Source organism: Salinibacterium sp. NG253, assembly GCF_015864945.1.
In the GTDB taxonomy this organism is placed as follows: Bacteria; Actinomycetota; Actinomycetes; order Actinomycetales; family Microbacteriaceae; genus Rhodoglobus.
The window spans coordinates 605,865-626,976 of sequence record NZ_JADYWF010000002.1 but is presented as its reverse complement, the minus strand read 5'-3'; the positions used below and the strand labels follow the sequence as shown (position 1 = coordinate 626,976).

22 protein-coding genes and 1 tRNA gene are annotated in these 21,112 nt (G+C 61.6%); 14 read left to right on the top strand and 9 right to left on the bottom strand.

Going from position 1 to position 21,112, the window contains the following annotated elements; translation table 11 throughout:
* The first annotated feature begins 292 nt into the window (after window positions 1–292).
* On the top strand, window positions 293–1,483 hold the full coding sequence (gene xylA, locus I6E52_RS12845) for a xylose isomerase (RefSeq protein WP_197157965.1): 1,191 nt from the start codon (window positions 293–295) through the stop codon (window positions 1,481–1,483).
* Entirely contained in the window at window positions 1,484–2,878 is a 1,395-nt protein-coding gene (gene xylB, locus I6E52_RS12840; RefSeq protein WP_197157963.1) for a xylulokinase, read from the top strand.
* On the opposite strand, the gene I6E52_RS12835 is transcribed toward xylB, so the two are convergent.
* Window positions 2,866–3,375 (bottom strand): MarR family winged helix-turn-helix transcriptional regulator, encoded by a 510-nt coding sequence (locus I6E52_RS12835; protein ID WP_197157961.1) that lies wholly within the window; start codon window positions 3,373–3,375, stop codon window positions 2,866–2,868. The two genes, xylB and I6E52_RS12835, sit on opposite strands and share 13 nt — an antisense overlap.
* A gap of 97 nt (window positions 3,376–3,472) precedes the next feature.
* Between I6E52_RS12835 and I6E52_RS12830 the strand changes: the two genes are divergently transcribed.
* The 5 genes from I6E52_RS12830 (at window position 3,473) to I6E52_RS12810 (ending at window position 7,677) form a co-directional block, all read left to right on the top strand.
* Window positions 3,473–4,345 (top strand): EamA family transporter, encoded by an 873-nt coding sequence (locus I6E52_RS12830; protein WP_197157959.1) that lies wholly within the window; start codon window positions 3,473–3,475, stop codon window positions 4,343–4,345.
* A 218-nt stretch (window positions 4,346–4,563) separates the two neighbouring features.
* Window positions 4,564–5,154 carry an ATP/GTP-binding protein gene (locus I6E52_RS12825; RefSeq protein ID WP_197107277.1) on the top strand — a complete coding sequence of 197 codons (591 nt, stop codon included), beginning with the start codon at window positions 4,564–4,566 and terminating at the stop codon, window positions 5,152–5,154.
* On the top strand, window positions 5,151–5,552 hold the full coding sequence (locus tag I6E52_RS12820; RefSeq protein ID WP_197157957.1) for a roadblock/LC7 domain-containing protein: 402 nt from the start codon (window positions 5,151–5,153) through the stop codon (window positions 5,550–5,552). Before I6E52_RS12825 ends, I6E52_RS12820 begins: the two co-directional genes overlap by 4 nt.
* Window positions 5,553–5,783: 231 nt before the next feature.
* Entirely contained in the window at window positions 5,784–6,740 is a 957-nt protein-coding gene (locus tag I6E52_RS12815; RefSeq protein ID WP_197157955.1) for a DUF2510 domain-containing protein, read from the top strand.
* A 91-nt stretch (window positions 6,741–6,831) separates the two neighbouring features.
* On the top strand, window positions 6,832–7,677 hold the full coding sequence (locus I6E52_RS12810) for a hypothetical protein (protein WP_197157952.1): 846 nt from the start codon (window positions 6,832–6,834) through the stop codon (window positions 7,675–7,677).
* 19 nt (window positions 7,678–7,696) lie between these two features.
* Here the strand turns inward: I6E52_RS12810 and I6E52_RS12805 are convergent, their stop codons facing one another.
* Window positions 7,697–8,509 carry a TauD/TfdA family dioxygenase gene (locus tag I6E52_RS12805; RefSeq protein ID WP_197157950.1) on the bottom strand — a complete coding sequence of 271 codons (813 nt, stop codon included), beginning with the start codon at window positions 8,507–8,509 and terminating at the stop codon, window positions 7,697–7,699.
* A 396-nt stretch (window positions 8,510–8,905) separates the two neighbouring features.
* Between I6E52_RS12805 and I6E52_RS12800 the strand changes: the two genes are divergently transcribed.
* Both I6E52_RS12800 and I6E52_RS12795 read left to right on the top strand, forming a co-directional pair.
* Window positions 8,906–8,990: transfer RNA gene (locus I6E52_RS12800), tRNA-Leu, on the top strand.
* Window positions 8,991–9,193: 203 nt separating this feature from the next.
* Window positions 9,194–9,931 (top strand): DedA family protein, encoded by a 738-nt coding sequence (locus tag I6E52_RS12795; RefSeq protein WP_197158082.1) that lies wholly within the window; start codon window positions 9,194–9,196, stop codon window positions 9,929–9,931.
* A gap of 11 nt (window positions 9,932–9,942) precedes the next feature.
* Here I6E52_RS12795 and I6E52_RS14600 read toward each other — a convergent pair whose 3' ends face one another.
* The 4 genes from I6E52_RS14600 to murI all read right to left on the bottom strand — a co-directional run bounded on the left by I6E52_RS14600 (window position 9,943) and on the right by murI (window position 12,836).
* Entirely contained in the window at window positions 9,943–10,488 is a 546-nt protein-coding gene (locus tag I6E52_RS14600) for a HEAT repeat domain-containing protein (RefSeq protein WP_197157948.1), read from the bottom strand.
* 74 nt (window positions 10,489–10,562) lie between these two features.
* Window positions 10,563–11,195 carry an RdgB/HAM1 family non-canonical purine NTP pyrophosphatase gene (gene rdgB / locus I6E52_RS12785; protein WP_197158080.1) on the bottom strand — a complete coding sequence of 211 codons (633 nt, stop codon included), beginning with the start codon at window positions 11,193–11,195 and terminating at the stop codon, window positions 10,563–10,565.
* The gene (rph, locus tag I6E52_RS12780) at window positions 11,195–11,944 is read right to left on the bottom strand and encodes a ribonuclease PH (RefSeq protein WP_197157945.1); all 750 of its coding nucleotides are present in this window, start codon (window positions 11,942–11,944) and stop codon (window positions 11,195–11,197) included. Before rph ends, rdgB begins: the two co-directional genes overlap by 1 nt.
* Before the next feature lie 55 nt (window positions 11,945–11,999).
* Window positions 12,000–12,836: a glutamate racemase gene (gene murI / locus I6E52_RS12775; RefSeq protein ID WP_197157943.1), complete on the bottom strand. Its 837-nt coding sequence runs from the start codon at window positions 12,834–12,836 to the stop codon at window positions 12,000–12,002.
* Window positions 12,837–12,908: 72 nt separating this feature from the next.
* On the opposite strand from murI, the gene I6E52_RS12770 reads away from it, so the two are divergent.
* On the top strand, window positions 12,909–14,201 hold the full coding sequence (locus I6E52_RS12770) for a nicotinate phosphoribosyltransferase (protein ID WP_307842537.1): 1,293 nt from the start codon (window positions 12,909–12,911) through the stop codon (window positions 14,199–14,201).
* Window positions 14,202–14,231: 30 nt separating this feature from the next.
* Here the strand turns inward: I6E52_RS12770 and I6E52_RS12765 are convergent, their stop codons facing one another.
* From I6E52_RS12765 to I6E52_RS12755, 3 genes are all read right to left on the bottom strand, one after another.
* Entirely contained in the window at window positions 14,232–14,492 is a 261-nt protein-coding gene (locus I6E52_RS12765; protein ID WP_197125402.1) for a DUF3039 domain-containing protein, read from the bottom strand.
* Between the two features lie 71 nt (window positions 14,493–14,563).
* On the bottom strand, window positions 14,564–16,099 hold the full coding sequence (locus tag I6E52_RS12760) for a hypothetical protein (RefSeq protein ID WP_231602096.1): 1,536 nt from the start codon (window positions 16,097–16,099) through the stop codon (window positions 14,564–14,566).
* An 11-nt stretch (window positions 16,100–16,110) separates the two neighbouring features.
* Window positions 16,111–17,895, bottom strand: coding sequence for an ABC transporter ATP-binding protein (locus I6E52_RS12755; protein WP_307842536.1), 1,785 nt, complete (start codon window positions 17,893–17,895; stop codon window positions 16,111–16,113).
* Between I6E52_RS12755 and I6E52_RS12750 the strand changes: the two genes are divergently transcribed.
* The 4 genes from I6E52_RS12750 (at window position 17,888) to I6E52_RS12735 (ending at window position 21,057) form a co-directional block, all read left to right on the top strand.
* Window positions 17,888–18,376 carry a hypothetical protein gene (locus I6E52_RS12750; protein WP_197157940.1) on the top strand — a complete coding sequence of 163 codons (489 nt, stop codon included), beginning with the start codon at window positions 17,888–17,890 and terminating at the stop codon, window positions 18,374–18,376. The two genes, I6E52_RS12755 and I6E52_RS12750, sit on opposite strands and share 8 nt — an antisense overlap.
* A gap of 302 nt (window positions 18,377–18,678) precedes the next feature.
* Window positions 18,679–19,371, top strand: a complete 693-nt coding sequence (locus I6E52_RS12745; RefSeq protein WP_197107291.1) for an NTP transferase domain-containing protein — start codon at window positions 18,679–18,681, stop codon at window positions 19,369–19,371.
* Window positions 19,372–19,531: 160 nt separating this feature from the next.
* The gene (locus I6E52_RS12740) at window positions 19,532–20,317 is read left to right on the top strand and encodes an ABC transporter permease (RefSeq protein ID WP_255529335.1); all 786 of its coding nucleotides are present in this window, start codon (window positions 19,532–19,534) and stop codon (window positions 20,315–20,317) included.
* Window positions 20,317–21,057 (top strand): ABC transporter ATP-binding protein, encoded by a 741-nt coding sequence (locus I6E52_RS12735; protein WP_197157935.1) that lies wholly within the window; start codon window positions 20,317–20,319, stop codon window positions 21,055–21,057. Before I6E52_RS12740 ends, I6E52_RS12735 begins: the two co-directional genes overlap by 1 nt.
* Window positions 21,058–21,112: the final 55 nt, after the last annotated feature.

Sequence of the window (21,112 nt, the reverse complement as noted above, 5' to 3'; positions counted from 1 at the left end):
CTTGGCTGCGGTCCTCACGAGAGACGAAGAGCACGGGCCGGATTACCAGCGCCGTGGAGCGCTACTTCGTTGTATCGCGAGGGGCAGCGGTAAGCGCCCCGTTTTGTTGATAGAGCGAACTTATATTGCTTCATACGTTGAATGCAACAACTTTCGAAAAGTTTCGCCAAATTGCTGCTTCAGGTCAGCAAATACAAGGATTTCTATTTTGGATCCGAGATTGACGTGACGGCGTTGCCAAAGTATGTTGTTGTCAATAACTTATTGCCACTGCTGTCAACGGAGAGCCTCAATGTCTACACAACCCACACCCGCCGACAAATTTTCCTTCGGCCTTTGGACGATCGGCTGGGAAGGGGTCGACCCGTTCGGTGGAGCAACTCGCGCGCCCCTCGATATCGTTCACGGCGTTGAAAAGCTCGCCGAGCTAGGCGCCTACGGTATTACCTTCCACGACGACGACCTCTTCGCCTTCGGCTCCACGGATGCCGAACGCCAGAAGCAAATCGACCGCCTCAAGCAAGTGCTGAGCGACACAGGCCTCATCGTGCCGATGGTCACCACCAACCTCTTCAGCGCCCCCGTCTTCAAAGACGGTGGCTTCACCTCCAACGATCGCAGCGTTCGCCGCTTTGCCATGCGCAAGGCGATGCGTCAGCTCGAACTGGGCGTCGAGCTGGGCGCCAAGACGTTCGTCATGTGGGGCGGCAGAGAAGGTGCCGAGTACGACTCCGCAAAGAACGTGCAGGCAGCACTCGAGCGCTACCGCGAATCTCTCAACCTGTTTGGTGACTATGTCACCGAAAAGGGCTACGACATCCGCTTCGCTATTGAGCCCAAGCCCAACGAGCCTCGCGGTGACATTCTGCTGCCGACCGTCGGTCACGCCATGGCCTTCATCGAAACCCTCGAACGCCCCGAACTCTTCGGTGTGAACCCCGAGACTGGTCACGAACAGATGGCCGGGCTCAACTTCACCTCGGGCATTGCCCAGGCGCTGTACCAAGACAAGCTCTTTCACATCGACCTCAACGGCCAGCGCGGAATCAAGTACGACCAAGACCTCGTCTTTGGTCACGGCGATCTGCACAACGCCTTCTCCCTCGTCGACCTGCTCGAAAACGGTGGCCCGGACGGCGGCCAAAGCTACACCGGCCCGCGTCACTTTGACTACAAGCCGAGCCGCACCGAAGACGAAGCCGGCGTGTGGGTTTCCGCTGCCGCCAACATGCGCAATTACCTGCTCCTCAAGGAGCGCGCTGCCGCCTTCCGCGCCGACCCCGAGGTGCAAGAAGCTCTCGCCGCAGCGCGCGTCTTCGAACTCTCTGAGAACACTCTCGGCGACAATGAAAGCTATGACGACCTGCTGGCAGACCGTGCTTCGTACGAAGACTTCGATCACGAGGCCTATTTCAATGGCAAGGGCTTCGGCTTTGTTCGCCTTCAGCAGCTCGCTGGTGAGCACCTCATGGGCGCTCGCTAAATGACCCTCGTCGCGGGGATCGACTCCTCAACCCAGTCGTGCAAGATCGTGATCGTGGATGCCGCGACCGGTGCGCTCGTCCGCACCGGTCGCGCCTCCCATCCGGCCGGCACCGAGGTTGATCCGAACGCCTGGTGGGTGGCTCTCAACGACGCCATCACCGAGGCGGGCGGGCTGGATGACGTCTCCGCGATCTCGGTCGGCGGCCAACAACACGGCATGGTCGTGTTGGATGCCGCTGGCCGGGTCATCCGCCCAGCCCTGCTGTGGAATGACACCCGGTCTGCTGCCGCAGCCGACACCCTCAGCGCCGAGTTTCCCGACCTCGCCGAGCGCACCGGCTCGAAGCCGGTTGCGTCGTTCACGTCAACGAAGCTGCGCTGGCTGCGCGATGCCGAGCCCGAGAACGCCGCCCTTGTTGCCGCCGTGTGCCTGCCGCACGACTGGTTGACCTGGCGTTTGCGCGGCTTCGGCCCCACCAACCCCGATCTCACTCAGCTCACGACCGACCGCTCGGATGCAAGCGGCACCGGCTACTTCAACTCGGTCACCAACACCTACGACGACGAGGTTTTCACGGCAGCACTCGGGCGCAGTTCCGTGACCGATGGCGTGGTGTTGCCCCGCATCGTCGCGCCGGGTGAATCCGCAGGCACTGTCGCGGGAACCGCCATCGAGATTGGCTGCGGCGCTGGCGACAACGCCGCAGCAGCACTCGGCTTGGGCGCACGAGCAGGCGATGTCGTCGTCTCGATCGGCACCAGCGGAACCGTCTTCGCCGTTGCCGAAACTCAGGTTCCTGACGCCACCGGCACCGTCGCGGGCTTCGCCGATGCCAGCGGCATCTTCCTGCCCCTCGTCGCCACCATGAACGCCGCCCGCGTGCTGGACAGCACCGCCGCGCTGCTGGGTATCACCCACGATGAGCTCGGCACCCTCGCACTCGAAGCGGCCCCCGGCGCTAGCGGACTCGTGCTGCAGCCCTACTTCGAAGGCGAACGAACCCCCAACCTTCCGGATGCCACAGCAACCCTCTTCGGCATGACGCTTGCCTCCACGACCCGCCCGTCACTCGCGCGCGCCGCCGTCGAGGGACTGCTGTGTGGGCTCGCGGATGGCCTCGACGCTCTCGGTCGCCAAGGGGTTTCCGCCGAGCGCATCCTCCTCATAGGTGGCGCCGCCCAAAACCCCGCAGTGTCGACCATCGCGTCCCAGGTGTTTGCGGTGCCGGTCGTGGTTCCCGAGCCCGCAGAGTATGTCGCGCTGGGCGCCGCAGCCCAAGCGGCGTGGGTGCTCGACGGCACACGCCCCGACTGGGCTATAGCTACTGTGGCGGAGCCGGCATCCGACTTCCACCCGATTATTCGGGAGCAGTACGCGCGTTACGCGGTGTGATTCCGCTCGCTTTCGTGCACGGTCAACAGGCCACGTAACAGGCTTTCGAACTGGGCTCGCTCGCTTGCGCTGAGTGATTCCAGTAGGCGTTCCTCGTTCTCAAGGTGGTTGGCGAGCGCCGCTTCGATGGTGCGCGTTCCTTGCTCGGTGAGCGCTACACGGATGGTGCGCCGGTTCTCGGGATCGACGTCGCGCGAGATGAGCCCTTTGGCGACGAGTCGATCAAGCCGATTGGTGATCGCTCCCGAGGTGACCATGGCGCTGGCCGAAAGCGCACCCGCGGTGAGGCCGCGTGGTCCGGCATCCGTTCGCAGCAGGGTCGCAAGGATGTCGAACTCCCCTGGTTGCAGACCGTGCGTCTCGAAGACGTCGCTTTGCGCGCGCTCGAGGAGTCGTGTGAGGCGGGACAGTCGCCCGAGCACGCCCATGGCCGAGACGTTGAGGTCGGGGCGCACCGCGGCCCATTGGGTGAGGATGCGATCGACGCTGTCTGTCATGGTGCCTCAGAATCTCTCAACGTTGAATTGTTTGACGGATCCAGCATAACCCGGCTAGATTCTTTAACGTTCAACTATTCAACACTAAGGAGTTCTCATGCGGCTGCGCGACACCCTGATCACCGCTGTTGCGCCCATCGTGTGGGGCACGACCTACATCGTCACCACTGAGCTGCTGCCGACCGGGCATCCCCTCTTCGCCTCCCTCGTGCGCGCTCTGCCTGCCGGCCTGATCGCCCTCGTCATCGCCCGCCAGCTGCCCCGCGGCGCCTGGTGGTGGAAATCTCTCGTGCTCGGCGTGCTCAACATCGGCGCCTTCTTTCCCCTGCTGTTCATCGCCGCTTACCGCCTCCCCGGCGGAGTCGCCGCCACCCTGGGCGCCGCCCAACCCCTCATCGTTGCCGTGCTCATCGTCGCCGTCTTTCGCCAAAGCGCTCCCTGGCGACTCGTGAGCTGGGGCATCATCGGCGCGCTCGGCGTTGCCCTCGTTGTGTTGCGGGCGAGCGCCCAACTCGACACCCTCGGTCTCATCGCCGGGCTCGGCGGCACGGCATCCATGGCGCTCGGAGTGCTTCTCTCGAAGCACTGGGGAAAACCACCCGAGGTGTCGGCGCTCAGCTATGCCGGCTGGCTTCTCACCGCTGGCGGGCTCTTTCTCCTCCCCATCACACTGCTCGCTGAGGGCATTCCGGCGACGCTCAGCGGGCCCGCTATCGCCGGCTATGCGTGGCTAGGAATCGTTGGCGGCATCGTCGCATACACACTCTGGTTTCGGGGCGTTCGGATCGTGCCGATTTCATCGCTCGCCGTGCTCGGTTTGCTCTCCCCCCTCACTGCAGCCGCGCTCGGCGCACTCCTCCTCGGCGAACGTTTTAGCGCACTCCAATTGCTCGGGTTTGGGCTGGCTCTTGCGGCAATTGTCGGGGCACAAATTCCCGCTCGCGCACCCGCCCCAATTCCCTCTCGCTGACCCCCGGTGCCGTCGAGACCAGTACCGAATTGGTCTAGAAAATCGTCTGACTTCCCAGAAAACACGGCACGTCTTGAGGGGACAGACAGAACGTTCTGGTCAGCATTTATGGGGGCAAATGTTAACGACACCCAAACGGGGGTCTACTACCCCGCTTCGGGGGCTTGCATGCTTCAGTGAGAAAGAACCGTAGAACGAACTCCTGGGGGAGGGATCAGATGGCAGAGCACGTAATCCTGTTTGCCGGGCCAATGGGCGCCGGCAAGACCTCCGCTATTCGCGCCCTCAGCGAGATCGATGTCGTCAGCACGGAGGCCGCAAATAGCGACCGAAGCGTTGCCGACAAGCCCACCACCACGGTGGCTCTCGACTACGGCGAAATCGGGATCAACGAGGCCGAGAAAGTTCGCCTGTATGGCGTTCCCGGCCAACGTCGATTCGACTTCATGTGGACGATTCTCGCCGAACGTGCCGAGGGCGTACTGCTGCTGGTGAATGCGGATGCCGACAATCCTGTCGAGACCGCCATCGAATACGTCAAAGAATTCTTCGCCCTCTACGAGCGCGGCGGAATTGTGATCGGTCTCACGCGGGCCGACCTCGTGCCCCGCGCGCTGATCGAGGAATACGCCAACGCTCTTGCCGATGAAATGCCTGACGTGATGATCCCGGTACTTACCGTGGATGCTCGCTCTCAGGAAGAGATGATGACGCTCCTCATGACGCTCATCGCCAACATCGAGCTCAAGCAAGCCGTCGCCGACAGCATCGGTGTCGGCGTCGGTTCCGGTGGACGGAGAGCACGATGACTCTCGCTCCCCACCTCGACTCCAAGTACATCGTCCGAGGCGAACTTGCCTTGGGTGGACTTCGTGATTTAGCACCGTCACTTCGCTACGCATCCCTTCTGACAGAAGACGGATTCAGCGTTGTTTCGGTAGCCGGTAAAGAATTTGACAGCAATCGATTCGCGAGCATGGCCAGTTCAACTCAGGCCCTCGCCGATGCTGTCGCTAGAGAATTGCAGCTCGGAGATAACGAGTTTGTGATCGTCGCGGCCGCTCATGGCCACGTCGTGCAAGTGCGAGTCGACGACCACCCGCTGGTACTCGCAGCCCTCTTCACCGACAAAGAAACCATCGGCATATCGCTGACCGCCGCGCGCCGAACCGCGCGAAGGCTCAAGACCTTATTGATGGCGAACTAAGAACAAACCGAAAACCCGAAGGCCCCGAACTACTCGCACAACCCGTACAACCCGCACACGCAGTACCTGAGCAAGCACTACCCGAAACACCCGCAGAAGGACCAGGAACTACGAACAGAATGCGATCACTTGTCTAACCCGCAGATCATATTCTGACTCGAGGATTTTTACCCCAAGCACGACCGCGATGCACCCTCGGCACGCACACCAATTCACGCAGGAGGCGTGAAGATGACTACATACACAACCAACATCCCCGCCGGCTGGTACCCCGACCCGCTTGGCCTCCCCCAGCTGCGCTGGTGGGATAACCACACCTGGACTGACCAGATCTCTGGAGCACGCGCACCACTCGTGCACCAGCTGGTCGATGTCGACTTTGCCGACCCCACCGACGACGAGCTCGAAGATTCCGTTCAGCCCGTCACCGCAACGACGCCGATCGCGCACGAAACGACGCCTGAGCCGACGTTGGCCAGCACGCTCCGTCAGCTCGAGGCGCCATCGCCCGAGCAAGCAGTTGACTCGGCAATCGCCGGCGACCCCACCGTCGGATTCGTCGGAGAAACAGCCGAAGATGACTTCGACCAGTCAGTTCTCGCTTCTGAGTGGGCGCAGGTTGCGGAAGCAATCAAGATTGCGTCCAGCAGCGCGCAGCCGACTGTATTGTCAATCACCTCATCCAGCTTCCCGATGCTCGTGATCGATGTGAACGAGCGCGCCTACTGGTGGAAAGCTGAAATCACCGACTTCCCAACGCATCCCGTCAGCATCAATGTGCGTAGTCACATCCGCGAAGAAGTGATCATGCCAACGGGTGCCGGTTTCGACCTCAACCCGCTGCTATGGATGATCGGCACCACCGGTTACGCTCACACCCCCGCGCCTTGGCTCACCGATGGCGCGCGCTACCGCCTGCGTCGCTGGCCGAACATCACGAATCTTCCGCACGATGCCGACCAGCTGCGCATGACCTCAATCCTGAGCCATGCACCGCTCTCGGCTAAAGAACTTTCAGCAATCGCTGAAACTCTGCCTAATGAGGCACACTCGCTCCTGGCAGCACTGAGCCTCATGAACATCCTGCGCATCCTGCCCGGTGCCAGCGAAGACGAAACTGACACTCCGGCACCAGCGCCGGCACCTCAGGGCCTCTTCGCACGACTCCGCGGACGCCACAAGCGCTAACAACTTCAGCCGAGAGGGTGGGCATATTGCCCGGCTCACCCCTCGACTGAATAATCCTTGATTTCGGATGCCGCTGGCTTAGAGTGTCGGCATGACTCCGTTTTCGTCGCCCGCGTCACGTTTCGCGCGGTGGGCTACCGCCGCGTATCTCAGCGCTGGACTTCTGGGCGCTAATCAGCTTCTCTGGGGCTTTTATGGCCTCGGCGCTCCTGCCGTGCTCGATTTCCCCGTCGTGGTTACCGCGGTTGGCGCAGCGGTCGGCGTATTCGCGATAGCGCTGCTTGCGTTCGGAGTCGTCATGACGTGGTTCGCCATTCGTGCGCGAGCCGCAACTCCTCAGTCGGCTGCGCCGCCACAGGCAACAGCAACTGAGATCGACGACCACAAAACTCTCAGAGTCCCCGAACGCGCGCCGCACGCTCGACGAGCTCGATTGGTGATCGGCCTAGCCACCATAGCGGCCACGATCGCCATCGTCGCTATCGGTATCGTAAATATTTACGTGTGGAACCCGCTCGCGAAAGTTCCGGAACTTTCGCTCGATGAAATTTATGCAGCGATGGATGCCGCGGGGGAACTCCAAGGCGAAGTCTTTTCGTGGATGTGGGCCATTTTCTGGCCCCTCGCGGCGGTGGTGTTTGCCGCCATCACAACGTCACGGGTATTCGCCAACATTATTACTCTGCGCGGGATGCTCGTAGCGAGCCTCGCGCTCCTGAGCGCCGCGATCTTCTTCCACTGGTTCGCTGGCTTCTCCATGGGCATGGGGCTGGCCGATACCTTCGCGATCGGAGGTGGGGATGAGTCAAGCGCCGGCATGCTTCTGGGCATCTTCGGCCAGCTCTGCATCGTCGCCGCACTCTTCCTCGCCATCACCCCAAAACGCACAAACGCGGGCCGCCTGCCGGAGCAGACGACCCGCGTCGTTACGAACTAGCTAGCTTGCGCTGAGCCTCTTAGCTGTGGACCGCAGCGAGGGTGCGGCGGTCTTCGAGCAGCTGAGGCCAGAGCTTGCGGCGGTCGCGCACGACGAAGCCACGCGCAATGAAGCGGTCTTTGCCATCGAAGCGAGGGGCATACATCGAACGACCGTGCATGGCGCGCAGGTTGTCGAGCATCAGCAGGTCGCCCGGCTGCAGCACGTGGGCGTCGCGGTGCTCAATGTAGGTCTCGACTACCTTGCCGAGCAGACGCTGAGCCTCAGCGGTGATGCCGTGCATGAGGTCCTGGTCAACGAGGATGTACGGGTCGTCCTCTGGACCGGTGATGATCGGGAACGGGCCACGAACGGCATCCGGGTGAGGAATGTACGGCTGGAACGACTCGTCGATCGTGGTTGCCCACAGCGGCTGGCGCAGCTTGGCAACCTCTTCAGGAGTCATCTGGGCAACAAGCTTGCGACCCGAGAACGCATACGTCTTGGCATTCTCGTCGCCGCGAAGGGCGCCAAGGATCACGTAGTCAGGCTTGAAATCGGAGAAGCACTGCTCGGTGTGAGCTTCGAGCTCCACCTTCGAGCCCTGCGACTGCTGAGTTACAGCAAGCTTCGGGTTGGGGACCATGTCTTGGATCAGGTGGCCATTGCCCTCAGCCTCGTAGGCAACCATGCTGCCGAGGAGGTGAGCAAGCATGCCCATTTCTTTCGCGAAGATGGTGCCGGCGCCCAGGCCGCTCTTGTTGTCGAGCGGGGTGTCCGTGAGGTCTTCGTCGACATACAGACCGCGCACAACCATGATGCCGGCTTCAGAACCGACTTCAGCAAAATTCAAAACAGCCGCACGGACCTCTTCAGGCAAACTGAACGCTGCAGCGAGAGCCTGGCGACCGAAGTCATCCGGGTTCTCATTAGGGTGCGCAGTAATGCGCTCGGCAGCGGTACGGATCGCTTCGGCAGTGGCCGAGTCGAGGGTGAACAGGCTCGATTGGAGCTCGTGAACGGTAATGTCGCTCTCCTTGCTTCGTGCGATGCGCTAGCTGTGGCTCACAGGGCTCTTGGAAGGCGCAATCGCGGACATCGTCTCCATAGGGAAGACACTACATAAATTACACCCTCCACCTCCAAAAACACGAGGATGGCGGGGCCAACGGGGCCGTGCACAGCAAAGTTGAAGCAATCCCATAGGCGCAAACACAGCCGCCCGAGTCGCGATAAGATTATCCGGCCAGCGGGAGTGGTGAAATTGGTATACACGCAGGATTTAGGTTCCTGTGCTTTCGAGCGTGCGGGTTCAAGTCCCGCCTTCCGCACCACATAGATCGCATCGCGACCGCGAGCACAGCGGTGTTGAACGGTAGTGCACACAGCCGGGACGCAAAGCTCGCGCGCGTCACCGTAACCGGTGATACGGGGGTATCCCCCACAGCGAACCCTCCCCAGCACGCGTTACTCTGTGACGTACATCGCTAACGTCGCCGACTACGCGCACCTAGCCGACGATTCTGGAGAAAACCCCTTGGTAGGCACCGCCATCATCCCTTGGCTCGATCCCCAAAACCTGATTACCGGGTTTGGGGCATTCGCGCTGCTGGGCGTGGCATTCATTGTCTTTGCCGAGACCGGGCTCCTCGTTGGATTCTTTCTTCCTGGCGACACGCTGCTTCTCATCACCGGTGTTCTCACCTTTGCCGGCGTCATCGAGTACGACATCTGGTGGGTCTGTTTGGCGGTGAGCCTTGCCGCCTTCCTCGGCGGTGAGGTCGGTTATCTCATTGGGCACAAAGTGGGCCCCAAGATCTTTGAACGAAAAGAGACAGGTCTCTTTAGCGTCGAAAACGTCAAACGCACCAACGCTTTCTTCACCCGCTTCGGCGGCCTCGCCGTCATCATGGCTCGATTTGTTCCGATCGTGCGCACCTTCGCACCGGTCGCGGCGGGCGTCGGCCACATGGACTACCGCAAGTACTCGCTCTACAACGCGATCGGCGCTCTCATCTGGGGCTCCGGGCTCACCTTCGGCGGCTACTTGCTCGGGTACATTCCGTGGCTCAGCGATTTCATTGTCGAATACATCGACCTGATCCTGCTCGCCGCGGTAACCCTCACGGTGCTACCGACGGCGTACCACTACTTCCGCTCGTCCTACAAAGCGAAAAAGGCGCGCGAAACGGGCCGCGCCGAGGCTCTCGACGACACTGAAGCAGAAAAGCTAGCCCTGCACCCCAAAGACTTCAACCAAGACTTCGACGACTAGGCCAGAAGCCGCTATTGCTGAGGCGAACGCTTACGGATGGCGGTCACGGCCTGCTGAGCAGCGCGGCGAACCTCAATGTCTTCGTCTTTCACAAGCTCAGAGATCGCCTCAACGACATCGAGCGACCCTACTGTTCCGAGGGCACGAGCTGCGGACGCGCGAACGCGGGCAGTGTCGTCCGTCAGGAGCGCCAGAAGCTGCTCGCGAGCGTCGAGTCGTCGAGTAGCAACAACACGCGTTGCCATCTCGCGCACCCGCCACGCTTGATTGCTGAGAGCGGCGAGTACGGCATCCGCTGCGCTGTCATTCCAGGCGTGCAGTAGCGCGCGCGTTCCCCACAACTCGGGCCAGTAGAGCACCGGAGCTCCGTCGAGGATGCCCTGAGCATGCTCACCGCCGACAATCAGCAGGAACTCTTTGCCCTCGTTGTTGCCCTCGATGAGAGAGACGGCACGTTCGACAATGACGGCTTCGCCATGGCGTTCGCTCGCGGCCGTAATGCGGGCTGCGATGGGGAGTTCAAGATCTACTGCGTGGGGATCATCATGTTCAGACACGCCTCAACCCTACGTTGTTGCGCTCGGCGCCGAGACCGCAGCGCAAATACTCGCCGCTGATCGGTAGGCTGCGGTTAGTCGCCCAGCAGTTGAGTGCGCACGATCGGCATGATCGCGGCGAATGCTTGGGCCCGGTGGCTGAGCGCATCCTTCTGGTCAGAGGTGAGGTCAGCGGATGTTCCCGGCTGCCCATCCGGACAGAAGATTGGGTCGTAGCCGAAGCCCTCAGTTCCGCTCCGCTCGGTTGCCACGGTGCCCGGCCAGAGTGCAAGCTCCACGAACTCGTGAGCTTCGGCTTCGGGAGCGCCAGCGGTGCCGGCGGTGCCAGCAACACTGGCGGGAACCACGAACGCTGCCGCACAGGCAAACTGGGCGGCGCGGTCATCCCTGCCGACCATGTTTGCCAACAGCAGTTCGAGGTTGTCGACATCGTTGCGCGTTCCCGCATACCGAGCCGAGTGGATGCCGGGGGCACCGCCCAGCGCGTCAACACAGATTCCGGAATCATCAGCCAGCGCCGGCAGCCCGGTGTGGGCAGCAGCAGCCCGCGCTTTGATCAGCGCGTTGGCTTGGAACGTGTCGCCGTCTTCAACCGGCTCGGGCCCGTCGTAGGCGACGAGTTCGAGGCCGTCGAGTGCTGGGCCAAGAATGCGGCGCAGCTCGGCAACTTTGTGAGCGTTGTGGGTGGCGAGAACGATGCGCACGATTACGCGCCAGTGAGAGTGGTGCTGCTCTGGCCGAGAGTCGCGGCTTGAATCGCGGTGAGCTGCGTACCGCCAGCGAGAGCGAGGTCGAGCAACGAGTCGAGTTCGCGGCGGTCGAAGGGTGCGCCTTCGGCTGTGCCCTGAACCTCAACGAACAATCCGCGACCGGTGACAACGACGTTCATGTCGGTCTCGGCGCGCACGTCTTCAACGTAGGCGAGGTCGAGCATTGGCTCACCGTCTATGATTCCGACGCTCACTGCGGCGAGCGAATCGAAGAGTGCCTTCGAGTTCTTGCCGATGAACTTCTTCTCACGGCCCCACTCGATGGCGTCAGCGAGCGCAATGTAGGCACCAGTGATAGCTGCTGTGCGGGTTCCGCCATCGGCCTGAAGAACGTCACAGTCGATCACGATCGTGTTTTCGCCGAGCGCCTTCATGTCGACGACAGCGCGAAGGCTGCGGCCTATGAGGCGCGAGATTTCGTGTGTGCGGCCGCCGACCTTGCCCTTGACGGCCTCGCGGTCCATACGGCTGTTCGTGCTGCGCGGAAGCATCGAGTACTCGGCCGTGACCCAACCCTTGCCCTTGCCTGCCATCCAGCGCGGAACACCATTGGTGAAGGATGCCGTGCACAGCACCTTCGTCTTGCCGAACGAGATTAGCGCTGAGCCCTCAGCCTGGTCGCTCCATCCGCGCTCGATTGTTACTTCGCGCAGTTCGTTGTTTTCGCGGCCATCGTGACGGGTCATGTTTCTACTCTCTATCGGTCTATCGGTGAAATCTGGTGTTCGTTAGGGGCGCTCGCTACGGGAGCTGCGGCAGGTTAATTGCGCCGGTTTCGAAGGTCTCGACGCGCACGATGTTTGGCCCCATGAAGCGGGAAGCCAGACTGGTGAAACCCTGCTTATCTGGGCCGGTCGCCTCGAAGGCGTGGCGAGCGGGTTCCGTGGAATCGCGCAGCAGATTGTGCGCAACCAGAGTGTTGTAGACGTCGTAGGCGGTTTCTTCCGCACTCGAGACGAGCGTGACATCCCGCCCCATCACGTACTGAATCGCGGCAGAAATGTGCGGGTAGTGGGTGCAGCCGAGCACGAGCGTGTCGATCTCGGCGGCCTTCAGCGGCGCCAAATATTCTTCGGCGACAGCAAGAACTTCTGGCCCGGTTGTGATGCCGGCTTCCACGAACTCCACAAAACGGGGGCAGGCCTGCGTGAACAATTCGATGCCGGATGCCGCAGCAAAGGCATCTTCGTAAGCACGCGACTTGATCGTGCCCTCGGTGCCAATCACTCCGACTCGACCATTGCGGGTCTGACGCACTGCCGCCCTCGTAGCGGGCTGGATCACTTCGACCACTTCGATGCCGCGCGCCTCGGTGTACCGCTCGCGGGCATCCCGAAGCATCGCAGCCGAGGCTGTGTTGCAGGCGATCACAAGTAACTTCACGCCGTCGTCGACGAGGCGATCCATGATTTCAAGGGAATAGCGGCGCACATCGGCAATCGGCTTCGGCCCATAAGGCGAGTGCAGAGTGTCGCCCACATACAGAATCGATTCGTGCGGCAACTGGTCAATAATCGCTCGGGCTACGGTGAGGCCACCGACTCCGGAGTCGAAAACGCCAATAGGTGCATCAGTCACGTCTTCAATCGTAGTGGTGGATGCCCGAACCCTCCCCGACAACGGTGATGGTCTGTCGCGTACGCTGGTCGGGTGAGTACCGCTCTGCTAACAGACCAATACGAGCTGACCATGCTCGACGCCGCTATCGGCAGTGGCCGCCACGAACGCCAGTGTGTGTTCGAAGTGTTTGCCCGCCGCCTTCCCGACAGCCGCCGCTACGGCGTTGTTGCGGGAACCGGACGCCTGCTCGAACTCATCGAAGAATTCCGCTTTGGCGACGACGAGCTCGGGTTCCTCTCGCGCAATGCCATCGTGAGCCCCACGACCATCGACTGGCTCGCCAACTATCGCTTCACTGGCGATATCAGTGGGTACCGCGAGGGTGACGCGTACTTCCCCGGCTCCCCCGTGCTCACCGTTGAGGGCTCCTTCGCCGAAGCTGTGCTGCTGGAGACACTCGCGCTGAGCGTGCTGAATTACGACTCCGCTGTCGCGTCCGCTGCTGCGCGCATGGTGTCTGCTGCCGACGGGCGACCCATTGCAGAGATGGGATCACGCCGCACCGGAGAACGCTCTGCCGTGGCATCCGCTCGCGCCGCCTACATCGCCGGCTTCAGCGCAACGAGCAACCTTGAGGCAGGGCGCAGTTGGGGCGTGCCCACGATGGGAACCGCAGCGCACTCGTTTACGCTGCTGCACGATTCTGAAGAAGAAGCTTTCCAGGCACAGGTTGACGCGCTTGGCCCCTCGACCACGCTGCTGGTTGACACCTACGATGTCGAGAATGCGGTCGAGCTTGCTGTGAAGGTCGCCGGCACCGGGTTGGGCGCTGTGCGCATCGACTCTGGTGATCTTGCGATTCAGGTCGCGGCCGTTCGAGCCCAATTGGACTCACTCGGGGCAACGAAAACCCGCATCACTGTCACCAACGACCTCGACGAGCACGCGATTGCTGCGCTGCGTGCTGCCCCGGTCGATTCATTCGGAGTTGGCACCTCCGTGGTCACCGGGTCCGGCTTCCCGGCCGCAGGCATGGTCTACAAGTTGGTAGCCCATCAGAACGATGCGGGCGAGTGGATTTCTGTCGCCAAGAAGTCGGCGGCGAAAGCCACCATTGGCGGTCACAAGGCGGCGGTGCGCGCGCTCGACAATGGCGTCGCATCCATGGAACTGATTTATCAAGAGTCTGAGGGCCGACCGGATGTTGAGGGCCGAGATCTCAACGTTGCACTCATGACGGGCGGCACAGCCGATCAGCAATGGATCGGCGATGGTGGCACGCTTGCCGCGCGCGATCACTGCGAAACGGCGACGGCGGAGTTGCCGCAGACCGCGTTCCGGTTGTCGCGCGGCGAACCTGTAGTTCCCACGATTTACCGCTAGAGCTGTGTGCCGAGCGAAAAAGCGGGAGCGTTAGCCCTTCATCTTTTCGTAGACCTCTTTGCAGGTCGGGCAGATGGGGAACTTTTCGGGGTCGCGACCCGGAGTCCAGAGCTTTCCACACAGCGCACGAATCGGTTTGCCCGAGAGCGCCGATTCCATGATCTTGTTTTTGGGTGCGTAGTGAGAGAAGCGCTCGTGGTCGCCCTCTTCAACCTGCTCTTGGTTGAGCAGTTCTTCGAGTTCGCGGTCGAGAGTGTCGGTTCCGCCGCCAGTGATATCGGTGTCAGCCATGAGTCGATTCTACTTCCGTCGCTGCAAGCCGGTGTCTTTGCTTCCGCAAAGGTGGCTTGGGATGTGCTGGGTCAGTTCTGTGAGGAGAGTGCGAGCAGTTCGGGGCCGCGGCGCACCATGATTCGTCCGCCCCAGTAGACGCCGATGACGAGCACGACAAGACCGACGGCCAAGCCGACGATGAAGGCTGCCCACTGTGGTTGCAGATCGGTGAAGGGGTTGAAGAAGACGACTCCCAAGACTGGGAGGCCGAATAGCACCGTGAATGCGAACGTGAACGATTGCACCGTGGCAGCGTTCGAGACGAGCGCTTGAGGTTGGATGAACGCACCGTGCCCTGGCAGCGGTGCCGCGTAGGGGAAGGCGGCTGAGCTGACGCTGGAAACGCCGAGACCCGCAAAGAGTAGGCACAGGCTGAGCCCGATAAGGCCGGGTAGCGCTTCACCATTGCCCACGATAAGTACCGTGAGGATGCTGCCGACGACGGCGAGCGGGATGCCCACGAGCAGGTTGGGAACGATGCGCCCCCAGCGGTCGTCGGAACCACGCGTGTGGGCCGAGACGTGGGTCCAGAGTGCGGTGTTGTCGTGAGCGACGTCGTTGTGGGCACTCCAGCCGAGAAAGAGGCACATGACGGGCACGGGAATCCACGCGATCACGTCGGCTCCGATGCCGCCGACGAGAAGAGCGGCAACCATGCCGATGGGAATGATGGGGATGGCGGCGAGTGCAACGAAGTATCGTGCGTCCCGAGCCCAGTAGCTGAGGCTTCGTGCCGCGATGGCGCCCAGTGGCGTTGACGGCATGAGGCGGAACCAGCCGAGGCCCGAGCGATACGTTTCGACGGCGCTGCGTTCGGGGCGAGAGAGAACGTAGCCCAGCAGGAAGTACCAGCAGGCAGCGAGAACGATCAAAAAGCCGACCGCAATGGCAAGCTTGCCCAGAACATCGCTGCTGTCTCCCGCTGCTGCGGAAGCCGGCGCGCTGAAGGCAACACCGAGGGGTGTCCATTCCATTACTGCGGCAACGCGGCGGATGGCCGGCAGGACTTGGGATTGGTAGTCGGCGAGAGCGAGCATGACAGCAATCGGAAGCGAGGCAACCACGAGCGCGATCGCGACGATGCCGAACCCTTCGCGCAAGCGTCTGGTGCTCAAGTAGCGGGCCGCGATAAGGCTGGCTAGGCGGGCTCCGACGATGGCCGTGACGAGAACGATGAGTCCGGAGAGCACAGCGATAAGGGCGGATGCTGGATGCGCCGACCACGCGATTACTTGAGCGACGGCGAGCCCCGCAAGCATCACCGTGGGGATGCTTGCGGCACCGGCGAGCAACAGGAGCAGCGCGAGGCGGATGCGGGTGACGGGCAGGTAGGAGAATCTGCGCGGGTCGAGTGCGTCATCCGCATTCCACCCGAGGGGCATCACGAGAAAGCCGAGCAGCGCTGCGGAGCCGAACACGACGAGTGTGGCGCCCGCAACTTCGGGGGTGGTGTTGCGCAGGTCGGCAACGGCGAGGATGGCCATCACGAACAGGACGGCGCTGTAGATCAGCACCAACCCCATGGCGGATGCTACGAGCGGTCCTCGGCGAAACGCGTTCGCCAAGATGGTTAGTCTCAGTCGGAGAAACTGCTCAACCACTCGAGCCCTCCCCCACTGGAATTCTTGCCGGTCAACTGCACGAAGCGGTCTTCGAGCGACATTCCATTGCGCACTTCGTCGATGGTGCCGTCGGCGAGCAGTCGTCCTTCGACGATGACGGCCACATGGCTGCAGACGCGTTGAACGAGTTCCATGCGGTGGCTGGAGAGTAGTACGGTGCCGCCGGCATCAACGTACTGCTTGAGGATGCGGGTGACCGTTGCCGCCGAAACGGGGTCAACCGATTCGAAGGGTTCGTCGAGCACGAGCAGGCGCGGCGAGTGAATCATTGCTGCCGCGAGCGCGACCTTCTTGAGCATCCCGGACGAGTAGTCGCTTACAAGGCGACCCATGACGTCGTCAAGGCCGAAGGCGGTGGCGAGGTCAGCGGAGCGCTTGCGCACTTCGGTGGCGTCGAGTCCGCGCAGCACTCCCGAGTAGTAGAGCAGTTGCGAACCCGTGAGGCGGTCGAAGATGCGCAGGCGGTCGGGCAGCACACCGATGGAGCGTTTGGCGACTTCTGGTGATGCCCAGACGTCGACTCCGTTGACGGTGGCGCTTCCCGAGTCGGGGCGCAGCAGTCCAGTGATCATGGAGAGCGTTGTGGTTTTACCGGCGCCGTTGGGGCCAACAATTCCGTAGAACACTCCCGCGCGCACGCTCAAGCGAATGTCATCAACAGCAACGGTGTCGCCGAAGCCTTTCGATAGCCCGCTGACTTCCAAAACGACGTCCGTGGATGTCGCTTCGAGCCCGTGACCCACAGTGGCGTCGACCGCAACCAGGGCGTCGCTCGCAGCCACAGGTTCTAGCTCAGACTCTGTTGTGCTTTCGTCGGTGGGTTCCGCCTCGGCGGCTGCCGCGCGTTCCGGCGCGGGAGCCATCGGTGCCGCCACCGCGGTTTCGGACTCGGGTTCTGCGTTGTCGCCCGTGGCGCTCGTGGTTGCCGTCTCATCGGTGTCAGCGTCAGCTTGCTCAGCGTCAGCGCGATCCGCGTCCGTGATTTCGGCCTCAGGCTCGACATCAGCCTCAACGGACGTGCCTACTTCAGCGTCCTCAGCGTCGTCCGTCTCAGCGTCGCTCGCCGCAGCGTCAGCCTCGTCAAGCGCGGTCGTGACCGCTTCGGCTTCCTCGACTTCCGCCGTGTCAGCAGCGATCTGCTCCGCTTCCAGACGCCCCGCTTCAGCCTTCTCGGCTTCCGCGTTTTCGGCGTCCGCCTTTTCGGCTTCCGCGCGCTCGGCTTCTAGGCGCTCAGACTCAGCGCGCTCAACCTCTGCACGTTCAACCTCTGCACGTTCCGCTTCGCGTTCGTCTTCTTCGGCTTTCTCAGCCGCCGCCTTTTCGGCAGCAGCCTTCTCTGCCAGAGCCTTTTTTTCTGCGGCTTCTGCGGCAGGTGCAGCGAACTGCGAGGCAAGGGCACGCAGGCGTGCGAGCCCGGCAAGTACGGCATCCGGCTTCTCTGCGGGAACTTCCGCGGAGGGTTCGGCGTCCGCATCAGCATCAGCATCGATTACAGAATCCGCATCCGCCTCAGCGTCAACAGCGGCAGCGGCAGCGGCGTCGGCGTCGGCAGCGGCAGCGGCGTCGCCGTCGTTAGCGGCGTCCGCAACAGCCTCAGCAGCGCCAATACCAGCGACTGCATCCTCAGCAGCATCGGATTCATCGGTCGACACAGCATCGACAGCTTTTTCCGCCTCGGGCGTGGCTTCGACGGTCTCGGCGATCACAAGGTCGTCAACGAGCGCCTCGACGTTGACCACTTCGACAGCATCCGAGTCGGGCGCAGTCGTCTCGGGCGCAATCGTCTCCGACGCAGCGGGCATCGGCGCGGTTGGCTTGGGTGCGGTTGGTTTTGGCGCGGTCGGCTTCGGCGCCGTCGAGCTTCGAGTCGCTTGGCTCTTCGTCGCGGGAGCCTTAGCGGCACTCGACTTCGCAGCACCAGTCTTCGACGCACCAGTCTTCGACGCACTGGTCTTCGCAGCGGTCGACTTCGCGGCACTCGGCTTCGCAGCAGCACGTTTCGGTGCGGCCGGCGTCGGCTTATCGGAAGTCGACTTGCCTGCGGCACTCTTCACCGTCGTCGGCGACGGTTTCGGTGCGATCGGCGACTCACCGGTAGACGCATCAACGTTTGTGGCAGCACTTGTAGTGCGGGCAGGCGTCTTGCGAGCAGCGGGCTTCTTGGCGGCAGGTTTACGAGTAGCAGGAGTTGTTGGCTTGGCGGTAGACGATTTTGCTTGAGAACCACGGGCCGTTGCCGGCTTCCGGGTGCTGCTCGCGGGCTTCGTTACCGGCGTTTCAACAGACTTCGTGCCCTCGTCGGGTGTTTGGGCGTTTTCCACTGTCCAAACCTACCAATCAGATGCGCAGAGAATGAGCCTGCATCACAAATAGGCAACAACCCTCCAAAATCTATGGAGTTCTCGGCCGACACAGTTAGCCTGACTATCGCACAAGGGTGTGTCGTTTTTTCCAATCTCGGGTTAACAGTAGGTAAATCATGAACCTTGAACCCGGGCCCCAGAACTACTGAGGAGACCACCATGACTACACAGGTCGTAATTTTAGCTGCCGGAATGGGCAGCCGTTTGGGCCGCTCGTTGCCGAAGCCTCTTACTGAGCTCAGCGATGGCCGCACCATCATGCAGCAGCAGTTCGACAACATCCGTCACGCTTTCGGCAACAACGCCAAGGTCACGATCGTTGTTGGCTACAAGCTTGAGCACATCATCGAAGCATTCCCTGAGGCATCGTTCGTCTACAACGAGCAGTACGACCAGACCAATACCTCGAAGAGCCTCATGCGTGCACTGCAGGCATCCGCTCCTGGTGGAGTTCTCTGGATGAACGGCGACGTTGTCTTCGACCCGACCGCTCTTGAGCGTGCCGCCGCCATGGTTGCTCGCGACCAGTCGTTCGTTAGCGTCAACACCGCGAAGGTCTCTGACGAAGAAGTCAAGTACACGACCGACGCTGAGGGCTACATCAAGGAACTCTCCAAGACCGTCAAGGGCGGACTGGGCGAGGCCGTTGGCATCAACTACATTTCGCGCGACGCCAAAGCAACGCTGGTACGTCACCTCAAGAAGGTTGGCGACCAGGACTACTTCGAGCGCGGCATTGAGCTCGCTATCGAAGAAGATCGCTTGCTCATCGAACCCGTCGACATTTCTGACCTGTACGCCATCGAGGTGGACTTCGCTGAAGACCTCGAGCGTGCCAACCTCTTCGTCTAACTAGACAGATGGCTCGATTGAGCCTCACAGATTTGCCCGCTTCGCACTCAGTGAGAGGCGGGCATTGCTGCTTAAAGTGAAGAATCGCTCACACTGCTGCGAATGAGTGCGGCTGATTGTCGATTTGCCCGTTTACTATTGGGGCGTGGCGAACACAGCACTGGAGCGACCTACATGGTCTCCTCTCACCCGATACCGCCGTACTCTCTGGTTGCTCACAATGCGCGACCTTCGCGTGCGGTATTCCACCTCAGCCCTCGGCTATGTGTGGTCCGTTCTCGACCCTCTGGTCATGGCAGGCATTTACTGGTTCGTTTTCACCCAAGTCTTTGACAAGGCTGTGGGCGAGCAGCCCTACATCGTGTTCCTCCTCTGTGCGCTCTTGCCCTGGATGTGGTTCAACGGCGCCGTCTCGGATGCCACGCGTGCGTACCTGCGTGAGGCAAAACTCATCCGATCCACCAAAATCCCTCGCACCATCTGGGTTGCCCGGCTCGTGCTCTCCAAGGGGATTGAGTTCATCGCGAGCCTTCCAGTGCTCGCATTCTTCGCTATCGCGACCGGCGCAGTGCTGCACTGGGAAGCCGTGTACTTCGCGCTTGGCGTGCTGCTTCAGGCGGTGCTCACGATCGGCGTTGGCCTGATCGTTGCGCCACTGGTGGTGTTCTTCCGCGACCTTGAGCGAGCAACCAAGCTCGCGCTGCGCTTTCTGTTCTATGCCTCCCCCATCATTTACGGCATCCCCGATTTGGAAAAGCTGGGCTTCGATGGCCTCGCCGCCTTCAACCCGCTTGCGGGAATCTTTTCGCTCTATCGGGCAGCGTTCTTCCCTGAGCAACTCGACTGGTACGCCGTCATCATTGGAGCGCTCATGAGCCTGATCCTTGTTGCGGTCGGAATCCTTGTCTTCACGCGCACCGAGCGTGCCGTGCTGAAGGAGATCTAATGAGCGACAACCACGTAATTCGGGTTGACGACGCCGGCATCCGCTTTCGTCTCAACCGGCGCTCACGCCGCAGCTTTAAAGACCTCTTTGCTGGGCGCAAGCGTCGTGCCCGCGCCAACGAGTTTTGGGCTCTTCGTAACGTCAGTTTCGACGTCACCGCCGGTGAAGCCATCGGTGTTGTTGGCCGCAACGGTCAAGGCAAGTCCACGCTGCTCAAGCTCGTGGCCGAAGTAATGCTGGCTGACGAAGGCACCGTGCAAGTTGGAGAAGGCGTCGCCCCGCTCATCGAGATCACGGGTGGATTCGTGGACGACTTGAGCGTTCGCGACAACGTGTACCTCACGGCGGGCCTGCACGGCATGACCAAGCGCGAGATCAACGAACGCTTCGATGAGATCATCGAGTTCGCCGAAATCGAACGTTTTGTCGATACTCCCTACAAGCATCTTTCGAGCGGGATGCGCGTGCGCATTGCCTTCGCCGTTATCTCACGCCTCGAGGAACCCATCATTTTGGTGGACGAAGTTCTCGCCGTTGGCGACAAGGCCTTCCGCGAGAAGTGTTACCGCCGCATCGAGGAACTCTTGAAGGGTGGCCGCACGCTCTTCTTCGTCTCCCACAACGAGCGTGACCTTCGCCACTTTTGCACGCGAGGCCTCTACCTCGACAAAGGTGAGCTCGTGCTCGACGGCCCCATCGACGATGTGCTCGCGCGCTACAACGAGGACTACGGCTCCTAACTAGCCAACCAGGTGTCAACGTCACGGTTACTCAACGGCTGCCCAACTCCCGGGG